Below are 12,831 nucleotides of genomic sequence, written 5' to 3'. Positions count from 1 at the left end.
CGGAAAGACAAATCTCGGAAGGGCTGCCAGCGTCGATTGTAGATAGGGTCAGATGGCTGGACGCCGACGGGATGGTGCATGTCCGACGAGTGAGGAGTGTGTGAGGTCAAATTAAAAAAATTTGACGACCAAAGGGCGGAGTTGAGGGTCATTTGGCGGAAGATTCCACGTTATTTACAGGCGTGAGAATGCTTTGACGCTCAGTAACCCCCGTGAGAAAATCACGGTGCTGGCGTGGTCTTCCTCACGGGAGCCACCGGGGGCCGCGGTTCAAGTTCGCTTGGGCTTAGCGGCCCCCTTCTTTTTTGTGCGACGAAGACACAAAGAAAGCAGGCGTGGCCACTGTCCCATCGAGGGTGTCAAGGGGGCAATTTTTGCGTGATGGGAGCTCCTCAGGTTGGGCGGTATCGCTGCAAAATTGTATGACGGCGTCGGCTACAAGAGAAGCGGTTTTTTGCCAATTTTGGTCCCCGACGTTTTGGCTGTTCTCGCGTTATAGACGTGGGCATGAAGATATACCTCAAAATGCGAAAGTGCCTTGGTATACGATGTAAAACGCAATAACGCAAGCCGGCAGCGCGCCCGGGAATAGCGCTCGAGCAAGAGGAGCGGTCGTTAAATTTAGTTCGGCGTGCAAACTAAATGTGCCGGTTGCAAAGGTGTCCTGCAAGCATTCGTATTCGTCTCTCGAGGCTTCTCCGTGCTGCACGATTACTCAGTCCTTCTTCTGGATTCGTGAGGAGCAGATTTCCAATGAGGTCCGGTCGATAGACCGCATTGCTATGGTCCAGGACGACGTACTGGTCTAGGCAATTGAGGATGAGCTTTTCTGCTTCATGCAGCCTCGCGGGTCTCGTGCAATATTTGGGCGCGCTTTCCAAGACACTTCCGATTACCCGGCGGGCGAGTGAGATTGGAAGGATGGCCTTGCAGGCGTCGACCCCTAAAAAGAAGGTCCACCACGTGTTGAGCACGATGTTCACGCCTGTGCGGTCACCGAGAATCTCCGCGAGGATATTTGCGTTTTCCAGCTCGCGATGTCCAGCGGCCGTCAGCGAAGGAATGCATCCTTCCGCGTAGAGGACCTGGTCAGGGTGCAGCACTCCGTCGAAGTTGAGGTACAGAATCATAGGTGTCTCCGTCCGAGGGGCTTGGTTGAGTTTTCGAATCAGTCGGAGTCCAGAAGCTGCTGAAGCCTGGACTGAAACCTGTCGAGACTGCTGGTCGAAGTCGAACCCACTGCTATCGACCTCCCCAGGTACTCGAACGGAATGCTCATCCGTTCCCCATCGATGATGGTCACGCGCTGGGGATTCCGGCGAGCAATGTCCGACCGCAACAGGTCGATTTTGCTTTGGGTGGTATACGACCTTCGATGCGCTCGGTTGCCTCGCATAGTCGCGCCGATGGTCTTTTGCGCTAATTCGAGCGGCAGGAGGCGACGAAGCGTACAGTATCCATAGTCCACAACCAGCCAGCTATTGAGCACAATCGCAAGGTCGGGCCGGTCGAGGACGGTCTCAATCAAGCATGCAAACAGGATGCTCTGCGATGAGGACTCTCGAGCTGGTTGACGCGGCGGCGAGGAACGAAGTAGCCTGGGAAACAGAAGGCGTTCGGCACCCAAATACAGAATAGAGTTCATGGTGAAGTGCGACTGCAGAGGACCGAACTCGACTCATGCTCATGAGCAGCATGAAATGGCGAGCATGGGGCAACGGTCGATGCGAACGGGTCGTCGGAATTTTGGTCTTTGACTTTTCGACGACTCGCGTGGGTTACCACACAGAAAACATAGCTCATGTCAACGCGAAATCAAGCGAAAGTTAGCGAACTTGTCGATGGTCCGTGGGAGAGATTGTCTTCGCGCGCCCTGCGGGTCATGCTGACCCGTCGAGACGTGAGCTACTCACAACTTGCGAAGGCGTTGACGCAGATTGGGGTTGCGGAGTCGGAGCGGTCGATAGAAGGCAAGGTCCATCGCGGGACGTTTCGGCACACGTTCTTTCTGCAAGTTCTGACGGCCTCGAGTTCTTTGTATCCCGACCAGTGGGCCCATGCACTCCACGCCGAAATGGCCTGGGAGGACCGTGCTGCGGCCATAATGCGCGGGGAGTTGTCTCTTCAACCTTGGCTAGACTGGGTAAAGCTGTCAAAGCGTCTTGAAGAGATAGGCGTCTGCGCGGAGCCCGAGATATTACGTGTGCAGATTGAGGACGGTTCTTTCTCGACCGCACTGTTTCTTCAATGCGCGACGGTCTGTCGTTTTGCGGGCATTCATCTTTTTCTTGACCAGTTCGACTTGAACGAAGCTGCGTTAGTCGGCACCTCCGCGACCTGAACTGAGTCTCGACAAATCCCTTGCTCTTTTCCGTGACTGTTCTATATTTCCCCTGTAGCCCAAATTGCGTGGGCCAGCCCACGCGAAATACGTAAGAAAAAAGTAAAAATACTGGTCTTACGTAGTGTTCACGCCGATATTCAAGCGATGCGATGAAGTGTTCGCGCTCCGCGAAGTTCGCGCCGAGGGCTCGCTCGAGTGATTCAACGCTTGTATTGGCCTGAGACGTCAGGAGATAGCGATGCCAGTCTGGCGAGTCGCATCTGTCAACGATGAACCACAGATGTCGCTGGTTCACTGGAAAATTCTGGAAACGCAAGCAGGGGCTCGGCATTTCGCGGGTCAAGACGAGCGCGACCTAACAGGACGTGTTAGCACGCCCATCTTGGAGTTTGACCCGGCTTTAAAACGCGGTACGACTCATTCAGGTCGCGTGTACCGGCTCGTTGGACCAAATGGCTGGTCGGACAACGCTCAATACCTGTGGGAGCGCTTCTGTGCGGTCAACAACGTGACTTCCTACTCGGACGTCACAAAAGATATGTTCGACGGAGACACAAATGACGACTCCAGCAGAGCGGACTAAAGCCGTTAGAGAGACACGCGAGCTGCTTCACGTGCTCACCGAGCCCGATACAGTCGACGTGCCGGGGCTTATTCAAACAGTTGCGAGAAATCTGCTGCGGCACTATCCAGCTGACGTCGACCTCGATGCGTCGGCCGTGGCTTTGCCATTGGTATGGGGAACAGCAAGACCAATACGCCTGAGAGTGCGCCGCGACCGTCGAGCGAATCGCTACGCACCGAGGTGGTAGTCGTGATGCCACTGTCCTCGCGCCAAAGACCGAAGCCTAGCTCGCTTGAAGATGCACGGGTGGAGTACGTGATTCACCGAGCTGCTGTAGCTGCAGTCTTGGCCGACCCCGAAGGCGCTAGAAAACTGCTCGAACTCTCCGACGAGGAGCTAGGGCGGCTATTCAAGAATCGCATATGGCAAACGATGGGCACGGCCACAATACTTAATCTCGACCTTCAGGCGATGCGCGATGAAGAGGAGAGGCTACGCAAGCGGGTCAGCCGTATCTCGAAACCGCGAACACCGCGCGAGGATGAGCGTAGCCTCCTTGTGCGCAAAGGAAAATTGTTGCGCGCAGAGGACTACTGCAGGGCAACGGGTGTCAGTGAGAAGAAGCTGAACCGATACCTCGCTTCGGCACGAATCTTCACCATCGAACTGAAGGGAGAGTCGTACATACCTGCATTCTTTCTTTCACCAATGATTCACCGTGATGCCTTCGCGAAAGTGATACGTCGACTGGGCGAGTCCACATCGGGGCTTGAAAAATGGCGTTTTTTAACCACGCCAATCGGAGACCTCGGGGGCTCCACGCCGCTCCAGTTCCTCGCGATGGAGGACGTCACAGCAGTAATGAAGGCTGCCAGAGATTTCGCGAAGCGCAATGCTTTACAGCTACCAAAGCCATGAAGAATTTTGTGCACATTGTTCTTCAAAATGCGTGGTTATTGGTCGCACCAGCGGTCGGGTTTGTACTCGCTCTGGTCGTGTTATGTATCAAAAGGCGCTACGTGCGCGAAGGTACTCTTTTCCGGTGCGCTCCTGATTCCTCGGGCGAGCATCAATATCTGGGGTGTCGCCCGTCTTCCGCATTACACCGGAAACTGAGGGTTCGCGACTGGACGCCGCAACAATGTCCGTTACGACGGTACGACCCGATGGGACGCAACAGGTATTCGCTTTCGCGGACCGTGGCGGCTATCTGGAATCGAAGGAAGACATTCCTGAGCCGCACGCCTTCAAGGCCATCGTGCACATACCGGACGGCGAGCATGAGGTGGAATTCGAAGAGCATGAGCACCACGACGATGCGCGCGAAGCCGCGACCCGGGACCACAACATCCGGTCGGCCTACATCAACGTGATGGCTGATGCGGCGGTCTCTGTGCTGGCCATCATTGGGCTCGTATTGGCAAGTGCGTTCGGATGGCTCTGAATGGACCCGCTCGCTGGTGTCATCGGCGCGCTGGTGATTGCTAACTGGTCGTACGGTCTGATGCGAGATACCGGTGCAATCCTGCTCGACATGAACTCCGACCGACGCATGACCGAGAACGTACGTCATGCTATCGAAGACTGTGGCGACAGAGTCGTCGACCTACACGTTTGGCGGGTGGGTCCGGGGCACATCAGCGCCGCGGTGTCAGTGGCAACAGGCGAAACCCAGCGTGATTCGCGCTTCTATCACGCCGTGCTTGAGCGTTTCAAGGGGCCGTCGCATGTCACCGTTGAAGTGCAACCTTCACACGCGGCGACCTGACCCATGGCAGTCAAGTCACCATGCATTGATGCGTGTGCCTTCGATGGCAAGACCAAGCTTTGCGTTGGATGTTTTCGTACGCTCAACGAGATTCGGGCGTGGAAGAAAATGACTGGCCACCGGCGCCATCAGGTGATTAACGACCGCCCGCGGCGACAGGCGAAGCTGTAACGCGAATCGCCTGCGGTGTCCACCGAGCAACCGCGAACGCCGGACACCTGAATAGAAGGAGCGCTTCCGCCGCTTCATTCTGGTGCTGGCTTCGACCGTGCGCGATAAAATCAGACCGACTCTTTGGGGAGTATTGATTCCATGCGCACCGAACAGCGAGCCAGTGTTCTACGGCAAATTCCCCGCAGTGTCTGGGTCCTTGGCTGCGTCAGCCTGTTCATGGATGTCTCATCCGAAATCATCCATAGCCTGCTGCCCATGTTCCTCATGGCGAGTCTCGGCGCCAGTGCGACGACGATTGGTCTCATTGAGGGCATCGCCGAGGCGACAGCGCCCATCATCAAGGTGTTCTCCGGAACCCTCAGCGATTATCTCGGCAACCGGAAATGGCTCGCAGTTGCTGGGTATGGGCTGAGTGCGCTAAGCAAACCGCTTTTCGCTGTGGCGCCGACTATCGGAATCGTAGTCACTGCACGCATCATGGACCGGGTCGGCAAAGGCATCCGGGGCGCGCCGCGCGATGCGCTCGTAGCTGATGTCACGCCGCCCCATCTCCGAGGCGCAGCATTCGGGCTCCGTCAATCTCTGGATACCGTCGGCGCGTTCCTTGGGCCACTGCTGGCTGTAGTCATCATGTTGGTGTGGGCAGACAACTTCCGGCTCGCGTTCTGGCTCGCCGTCATTCCCGGCTTGCTCGCCGTCGCCCTGCTGACATTTGGCATCGAGGAGCCCGCGCAGGAGCCGGGCGCAAAACGGGTCAATCCGATTCGCTGGGACAGCATCAGGCAGCTTGACACGCGCTATTGGTGGGTGGTCATCGTAGGCGGGGTTTTCGCCCTCGCCCGGTTCAGTGAAGCATTCCTCGTGTTGCGCGCCATGAGAAGTGGCGTGCCGATTGCGCTGGTGCCCCTCGTGATGGTCGCGATGAACGTCGTGTATGCGCTGTCGGCCTATCCGTTCGGGAAACTTGCCGACACGATGAGCCAGACGAAGTTGCTGGTCGCGGGGGCCTCGGTATATTGATTGCGTCGGATGTAGTGCTCGCGCATGGCACGCACTGGAGCGTTGTGCTTGTGGGTGTTGCGCTGTGGGGCCTGCACATGGGGATGACACAGGGGTTGCTCGCCACAATGGTCGCTCACACCGCGCCGGCACAACTGCGCGGTACCGCGTTCGGCTTCTTCAATCTGCTCAGTGGCGTCGTCACGCTTGTGTCGAGCGCTATTGCAGGTGTTCTGTGGGACCGTCTGGGTGCGGCCGCCACCTTCTATGCGGGTGTCGGCTTCTGCCTCGTAACTGTTGCGCTGCTTTTGTTCGGTCGGACGCAGGATACTACTGCGGGTCGCTGAGCCAGAGCGCTTGCAGAGAAGGCAGAAGCTCTATTTCCGCCTTGCCAGACGTATGGCAAACAGCAATGAGGAGTGTCTGCAACGGCTGTCACGACATGTTGATGCACCTGCGGGCCGTAGTCGTAGTCAATACCTGCCACAGCAGTCGCGGACGCGGTATGGAATGTTCTGTGAGCATTACCGACCGTAACTCTTTGATACACATGGCGGAGGGGCCAAAAGCTACCCTCACAACCTTACAACCCGCTTCCTCACCCGCCATGAAACTGTCCCGCCTATTGCTGGCAAGCGCCTTGCTCTCGGTCCCGCTCGCAGTGGTGTCCCTTGGCGCCCGCGCTGACTCCTGGAAAAAACATGGTGGCGATTACAAGGAGGAATATTGGGACGGCGGCTGTAAGGTCGAACGCAAATGGAAGGGAAAGGGCGAATACAAAGAGAAGAGCAAGTGCAAAGGTGGGTACGTTACGCAGCCTCCCGCCGTGATTTATCAACCTGTTCCCGCCGTCGTAATCAGCCCTCGGGTAGTCATTGGCCAGTAAATGGTGCGCTGTTAGCCGCTGCTGTCGGCAAGCAGCGAAACGTCACGACCTTCGCTGGTACCAGTGTCGCGATGAGTTGACCACCTTGACGACGACGGGTCCGAAGCCATGTCTGTGAGCTGCATACGAATGACCTCGTACGAGGTCGCGCATGGGGCGAGAGCCTTGGAAGCAAGAACGAAGTCACAACGCATCGTCGCAAACTCGGTCTCTGAAAGGCCTGCTCCCGGCACGGTGGACATACGTGTTGGGGGTCTATCGCATGACCGACATCTACCCACGAGCGGGCTCAACAATCGCCCGAGTGGAGCCGCGCGCAACGAGCGACGTCTGGTTTGCTTCGGGCAAGCTCGCATCTTGAGTGGTGTTACAGATTCGCGCTTAATGCAACCGCAGCCAATGCGGCGGCGAGAGCGGGCAGGGTCACCACGACACCCAGCTTCAAGAAAGACCATGCGGACACTTCAATGCCGTCGCGACGCAGCGCTGTGAGCCAAAGGATGGTTGCCAAAGAGCCAGTGACGGAAAAGTTCGGGCCAAGGTCCACACCAACCAGAATCGCGCTGGCGATAGGCGTGGACGCGTGCGCGGCGGTAAGCGCTGAGCCCGCGATAAGGCCTGCGGGCAGATTGTTGATAAGGTTGCATGCGACGGCAACGACCGCGCCGGATATCCAGCCCGCATGAGCGGGAATTGTTTTCGCGGCGGTTTGAACTGCGGTAGCCAGATGGTTAATAACACCGGTGTGCTGCAACCCTTCAACCAGCACGAAAAGTCCACCGACGAGAGGGAGTACCGCCCACGATATTTCGGTGAGGTGATGGCCGAGAAACTGTCGTTTCAAGAGGCAAACGAAAACGAACAGCGCGAGCCCTGCGCCGAAAGTCGGTAGGCCAAGTGGAGCGTCGAAGGCAGACGCTGCAAGCATTACGACTGCCATCACTACGATACCGAATCCCGTCGCCTTTCCCGCGCCGGAGAGCCTGGGCACGTCGACATGAGCCTCGATTTTCTGCTCCAGAGAATCGCGTTGCATGAAACGGAGGACCAGATACGTGGCGACAATACTCAAGACAGACGGGATTGCGAAACGACCGAGCCAATGCATCAAGGTAGGCATATGGTCGCGAAAAATCACCAGATTTGCCGGGTTCGAAATCGGCAAAACGAAACTCGCAGCGTTGGCAATGAACGCGCAGATGTAAAGATAGGGCAACGGCTTTTCGGCTTTGACCGCGTGTGCGACCGCCAGGACTGCAGGCGTCAGAACAACTGCCGTTGCATCGTTAGACATGAAGATGGTCACGACTGTACCAACGCAGTACATCAGGAAAAACAACCGCTTCGCCGAGCCTGCTGCTCGCTTTGCGGTAAGCGCCGCCAGGTAGTCGAACAATCCCTCCTTTCGAGCAAGTTCCGACGCCATCATCATGCCCGTCAAAAACAGGTACACGTCGGTGCCCTTGCCAATTGCATGCAGGGCATCCGACCAAGGCAACATGCCAAATCCGCATAAGGCTAATGCTCCCAGCACGGCCCACATCGCTTCCGGCAGTTTGAATGGGCGAGTGATGACGCCCAGCGTCGATACTGCCGCAATGGCCCAGACAGAAAACGGCGAGGTGAGTAACGCGTTCATTGTGTAATCAGGGAGAGGTAAGAATCAAATGTTGCGAGTCGGTACGCCGGGTTGCGGTACTGTCCCCGGGAGGCCTGGTCTCAGGCATAAAGACCGCAAAAAATATCAGGGCGAGCCCACCGATGGCGGACAAAGTGAGAAAGCCTGCTGTGAAACCGAATTTTTCGACGACGTACCCTCCTGTGACATTACTCAACGCCCCGCCTACTCCCACGGCCAACGCCATCAATCCTTGCGCAAGATTGAAGCGGCCAGTCCCGCGCATTAAATCCGACGCGATGACGACGGCGACAACGCCAAAGATGCCCGAGGCCACGCCATCGAGCAGTTGAATGGCGACGACAGCATACGGACTGCTGGTCATTGAGAAGAGGAAGCCACGGACAGGCAGCACTGCGAGTGCAACCAGGAAAATCTTCCTTCTCCCGACGCCCTTCTTCATCGCACGCCCGACCAGCGCAGCAACCACCACCATCATCAGCTGCGCGGCGATAACGCACGCGCTTAATGCGATGACATCGGTGCCCGGGTGAACCTTGGCGATGACTTGCCCTGCAAGCGGCAGCATCGCCCCGTTTCCGATGTGAAAAAGGGTGACCGATACGATAAAAACTTTGAGGTCACGCTTTTTCCAAAGTTCTGAAAAGGCGATGGGACGGCGCCGACTATCGCCTCCTGCGCGGCACTCCGAACCTCGTGCGAGCGCGTGGTCAATCTCCTTGGGTTTGATGAATAGCACCACACCCGCGCTCGCCACTGCAAACGCGCAGATAAGATAGAACAGCCAGATGACTCCGACATACTGACCCAGCGCGCCGGCCAGTAGCGCTGCGGTGAAGTTGCCTGCGTGATTGAAGCTCGCGTTGCGACTTATTTGTGCCGGCAGCAGGCGATGGCCCACGATACCGAGACTCAGTGCAGCAAGGCATGGAGGAATGATGGCCGACGCCGCGCCGAGCGTGACCTGCACCGCCATCACCGCGGGCAATTGCTGAAAAAAGGCGATGAGCAGGCACCCGGCACCAATCATTAGACCCGAAATCGCGATGAGCAGGCGCTTTGCACGAACCGCGTCAACTAGCAAGCCGGCGGGGATTTGACACATGGCCGCCGCGATGCCACTTACCGCCATCACAAGACCGATGTTGCCTGAGCCCCAATGTTGGGTGTCTCTGAGATAGACCGACAGAAACGGCCCCAATCCACCTTGCACGTCAGCCATCAAAAAATTGAGGCCGTCCAACCCATGCAGGCTGCGACCGGCGGGCGATTTCGCTGGTTCGCCGCCGGTCGCCGGTTCGCCTGAGCTCACCATTTTCTCCCGTTGCGATTGGGTCCAAGCTGCGTACCGAAGATATGCTTTTCGTCCCACGCGCCTACGGTATCCGCATCGCTCCCGTGTGCGCGCCGCTTCTCCAAGGTCTCGGGTGTTGTCACGATATCGATGCTGTCGATGTCGCTTGAGCCGCACAGGTCGGTCGCCCGAACGGAAATCTTGAGGGGTTCGTCCGGTATTTCGGTTTCAAGTGTCCATGATTGTGTCGATGCGTCCAGGGCCATCGGCCGCCACTCAGTGTCGCCGATGCGGCACTCAACCCGTTCGATGCCTTCGGCGCTCCACGCCTTCGCGCGGACCGTGGTGCTTCCGGACGGGATGTGATTGGGCGACCGGGAGCGGGTGACCAGGCGGCGGTCAGCGGGTGAAGTAATCATGGCTACCGGCCACGGTTGGTCCAGTGGCTTGAAGCGCCAACTGACCACGTTTCCGTCGATAGCGAGAATGGAAAATCCGGCCGGTCCTTCCTCTATCTGCCCAGTCGAGCGCGTCGCTGCGTAAATCGTCTTCCCGTCATTTGCGAGTTCGTTGTAGTGCGTATGACCCATATCGACGACCAGAACGCGGTGGTCGCGCAGAAGCTTATGAAAGGTTTTCGCTTCGTCGGCGTCGGCCAGGTCAGCAGGGTAGGCGTGAGCGAAAACTGCGGCTTCAAGGCCCTGGGTGGAAGCGCGCTCCAGCTCTTCCTTTAGCCACTTAAGCTGCCTTTTGCCAAGCTTAAAATCGGGTCCGCCGGTGCCAGCAGATACATAATCTAAAAAGAGACACTTGCAGCCGGCGGCGGTGATTGCCTTGGGCAGTTGTTGCGCTCCAAGTACTGAATGGAATGCATCAAGGCTCCTGGATTTGAAGTCGTGGTCACCCGGGAGGATGTGAAGCGGTAGCCGCAACTTGTCCAACTCGGAGCGGAGAATCTGATATTGCTCAGGTGTCCCATCGTCAGCGTTGTCACCCGGCAGAACCGCGAAATTGATGTGTCCCGCCAGATGCGTGTTGGCTTGCGCGATGATGTCCCGGAGCGCGAGGTGGTTGGGTTCTTCGGCGTCGGTCAAATGTAAATCGCCGATATGCATCCACGTTAACGGGCCACCGCTCGCGGCAACACCACTCGCCGGATTGTCTAGTTGCTCTGGTGCAATCTCGCTCTCGCCAGGAAAAGAAAGGTTGTGGCTCTGTTCGCCTTCGCCCGCGTTATTCGCCTCGGCGCTGTCCGCGTCGACGAACTCAGCGATGTCATCCACCTCAATGGTGTGGCCATACTCGTTCTTCACCCCGTGACCCCAGACCTGGATGTTCGCACCCGGTTCGAGATAGCTGACAAGTTCAGCCGCGGCATGAGGAGCCATGCGAATGGACGTTCCGTCGGCGAGAAGTGCGCCGCGGAGTTCACCCTTCGGGCCGTACAGGGAGAGCTTGACCTCACCCGTGACTTCCATCGGCTGCTTTTCTGCATGAGGCTTCTTATGCTTCTTGCCATCGTGCGGACCTTCATCGAGAATCGCCACTCCGGAACTGGACGTCAGCAGCACTGCAGCAACGATGTCGGCTGACCGGGGCTTCACGCCTCGTACGATTACCGTGTCACCAATGCTGATGTGCTTGGCGACCTGCTTCGACATATGCGGGGGAAAATGTACCTGCTGATTCTCGCCGAGGATGAAACCGTCAAGCTCCCCATGCGGGTTCATCAGAAATTGAGTCACGATACCGCGCGTTTCTTGCAGGCAGTCAGGGTCAATCCAATGCATCGTCTTACTCCGGAAAGTGGAAAATTAGTTAGGGATGTTGTTGTAGAGCTGGATAACGTTGTCCGGCGTGCCGAACGCAGTCGCTTGCAACGCCTCGCCGTACTGGTTGCGCGTGCCGTATCCGCGAGCAGCGACGATGACGTCGGGACGCAGGAGGCTCATGTACTGTCGTGCGACGGGTGGCGGCATCTTGATGATGGTTCCGTCGTTGAGCATGACGCCGTCGGGCTCTCCTCGCGGCGCAGTAGTGACCCGCATGACGGTCCCCTTGACGCTCAGCTTGACGAGGCCCGCACCACGCAGCGCCGATGGGGCATGCGTCAAATCGACCGGTGGGGGTTGGTCGACGAGTTGTTGCCCGGTCCGTACGTTTGTAATCTGCTGGGCGTTCACGTTGCCGCTGCCGTCCCGCAAGCCGACGATTCGGACGGTGTCGCCACGATGCACTAGGCTGACCAACTGCGAACTCATGTGCGGCGGGAAGTGAACAAGCGCGCTGTCCGCGAGGGTGAAGCCGTCGACATCGCCTTCGGGATTGATGACGAACCGGCTTATCGTCCCGGTTGCGACCAGCGACTGTTGTTGCGCCATGAAGGGAGCCGGCGTGGGCGGAGGGGCCTGCGGTGCCATTTCTGGGATATGGCCCACGGGTGCGGCAGCGACAGGCGGTGGTGCGGGTATATGTGCAGGTGCCGGCGCGGGCGCCGTTTGCGCGGCGCACGCAGTCGCGACGACAATGAGAGAAATCGCCGCAGCGCGTGCGAGGTTCGAACTGAGACGTGTGTAGCTCGTAAGCTCGTGCAGGTTCGCGATGCGAGGTACTGACTTCGATGACATGATTCTCTCCGTTGAACGACACGAAGAGAATTGCAAGCCCTATGCCAGGCGCTCGGAGCCCAGCCTGTAAGGCTTCCCGGCCAGATGGGCTATGCGAGTGTCAAGTAGCCCGACACTCCAGCGTCGGCTTTCTGGACACCTCATTCGATTGCGAGACTTGCCATCTTTGCGTAGAGCGTTTGCCGGCTGATGCCGAGCCGGCGGGCCGCGTCGGCACGGTTGTTCCCAGCGAGTGCCAAGGCATTGCATATCAGGGCGCGCTCAACCGTTTCCACGGCTTCTGGAAGAGCCATCTCAAGCAGCTGTGCCGGCAGTCGCGAGTCCGTCTCGCCCGGCTTTTGCGTCAGGAATGCCAGGTCGTCCGCAGTGATAGCCGGCCCAGGCGCTAGAGCGCATGTGCGCTCAACGGCGTTCTTGAGTTCCCGGACGTTTCCCGGCCATCGATACGTCACCAGTAACCGCTGAGCGGGCGCCGACAACCGCATTGGATGGCCCCTGAGGGATGCAGCATCAGCGAGAAAGTGTTCGGCGAGTG

The 12,831-nt window shown here is 57.9% G+C and carries 12 protein-coding genes and 3 pseudogenes; 7 read left to right on the top strand and 8 right to left on the bottom strand.

Annotated features, from left to right (window positions below):
- Positions 1-638: 638 nt before the first annotated feature.
- Together P0D80_RS47175 and P0D80_RS47170 are read right to left on the bottom strand one after the other, a co-directional pair.
- Positions 639-1,130 (bottom strand): HAD domain-containing protein, encoded by a 492-nt coding sequence (locus tag P0D80_RS47175; RefSeq protein ID WP_408294894.1) that lies wholly within the window; start codon positions 1,128-1,130, stop codon positions 639-641.
- Between the two features lie 38 nt (positions 1,131-1,168).
- Positions 1,169-1,645 carry an HAD domain-containing protein gene (locus tag P0D80_RS47170; protein WP_408294891.1) on the bottom strand — a complete coding sequence of 159 codons (477 nt, stop codon included), beginning with the start codon at positions 1,643-1,645 and terminating at the stop codon, positions 1,169-1,171.
- Between the two features lie 156 nt (positions 1,646-1,801).
- Between P0D80_RS47170 and P0D80_RS47165 the strand changes: the two genes are divergently transcribed.
- The 7 genes and pseudogenes from P0D80_RS47165 to P0D80_RS47135 all read left to right on the top strand — a co-directional run bounded on the left by P0D80_RS47165 (position 1,802) and on the right by P0D80_RS47135 (position 6,736).
- Positions 1,802-2,341: a DUF6471 domain-containing protein gene (locus P0D80_RS47165; protein WP_408294888.1), complete on the top strand. Its 540-nt coding sequence runs from the start codon at positions 1,802-1,804 to the stop codon at positions 2,339-2,341.
- A gap of 560 nt (positions 2,342-2,901) precedes the next feature.
- The gene (locus P0D80_RS47160) at positions 2,902-3,156 is read left to right on the top strand and encodes a BPSL0761 family protein (RefSeq protein WP_408294885.1); all 255 of its coding nucleotides are present in this window, start codon (positions 2,902-2,904) and stop codon (positions 3,154-3,156) included.
- A gap of 2 nt (positions 3,157-3,158) precedes the next feature.
- Positions 3,159-3,827 (top strand): hypothetical protein, encoded by a 669-nt coding sequence (locus P0D80_RS47155; protein WP_408294882.1) that lies wholly within the window; start codon positions 3,159-3,161, stop codon positions 3,825-3,827.
- 160 nt (positions 3,828-3,987) lie between these two features.
- Positions 3,988-4,677 (top strand): annotated as a pseudogene (locus P0D80_RS47150) (cation diffusion facilitator family transporter); the annotation flags it as partial.
- A 3-nt stretch (positions 4,678-4,680) separates the two neighbouring features.
- On the top strand, positions 4,681-4,848 hold the full coding sequence (locus tag P0D80_RS47145; protein ID WP_408294879.1) for a DUF1289 domain-containing protein: 168 nt from the start codon (positions 4,681-4,683) through the stop codon (positions 4,846-4,848).
- Between the two features lie 141 nt (positions 4,849-4,989).
- A pseudogene (locus tag P0D80_RS47140) lies at positions 4,990-6,197 on the top strand (MFS transporter).
- A gap of 170 nt (positions 6,198-6,367) precedes the next feature.
- Positions 6,368-6,736, top strand: a complete 369-nt coding sequence (locus P0D80_RS47135; protein ID WP_408294877.1) for a hypothetical protein — start codon at positions 6,368-6,370, stop codon at positions 6,734-6,736.
- 367 nt (positions 6,737-7,103) lie between these two features.
- On the opposite strand, the gene P0D80_RS47130 is transcribed toward P0D80_RS47135, so the two are convergent.
- From P0D80_RS47130 to P0D80_RS47105, 6 genes and pseudogenes are all read right to left on the bottom strand, one after another.
- The gene (locus P0D80_RS47130) at positions 7,104-8,375 is read right to left on the bottom strand and encodes an arsenic transporter (protein ID WP_408294874.1); all 1,272 of its coding nucleotides are present in this window, start codon (positions 8,373-8,375) and stop codon (positions 7,104-7,106) included.
- Between the two features lie 7 nt (positions 8,376-8,382).
- On the bottom strand, positions 8,383-9,687 hold the full coding sequence (locus tag P0D80_RS47125) for an MFS transporter (RefSeq protein WP_408294871.1): 1,305 nt from the start codon (positions 9,685-9,687) through the stop codon (positions 8,383-8,385).
- Positions 9,684-10,784, bottom strand: a complete 1,101-nt coding sequence (locus tag P0D80_RS47120; RefSeq protein ID WP_408294897.1) for a metallophosphoesterase family protein — start codon at positions 10,782-10,784, stop codon at positions 9,684-9,686. Before P0D80_RS47120 ends, P0D80_RS47125 begins: the two co-directional genes overlap by 4 nt.
- A gap of 129 nt (positions 10,785-10,913) precedes the next feature.
- A pseudogene (locus tag P0D80_RS47115) lies at positions 10,914-11,459 on the bottom strand (hypothetical protein); the annotation flags it as partial.
- Positions 11,460-11,483: 24 nt separating this feature from the next.
- Positions 11,484-12,050, bottom strand: a complete 567-nt coding sequence (locus tag P0D80_RS47110; RefSeq protein WP_408294868.1) for a hypothetical protein — start codon at positions 12,048-12,050, stop codon at positions 11,484-11,486.
- A 386-nt stretch (positions 12,051-12,436) separates the two neighbouring features.
- A partial coding sequence (locus tag P0D80_RS47105) for an AAA-type ATPase lid domain-containing protein (protein WP_408294865.1) occupies positions 12,437-12,831 on the bottom strand: 395 nt, incomplete at its 5' end.

Source organism: Paraburkholderia sp. RL17-373-BIF-A (assembly GCF_046030175.1).
GTDB lineage: Bacteria > Pseudomonadota > Gammaproteobacteria > Burkholderiales > Burkholderiaceae > Paraburkholderia.
This window is presented reverse-complemented; position numbering and strand designations above follow the sequence as displayed.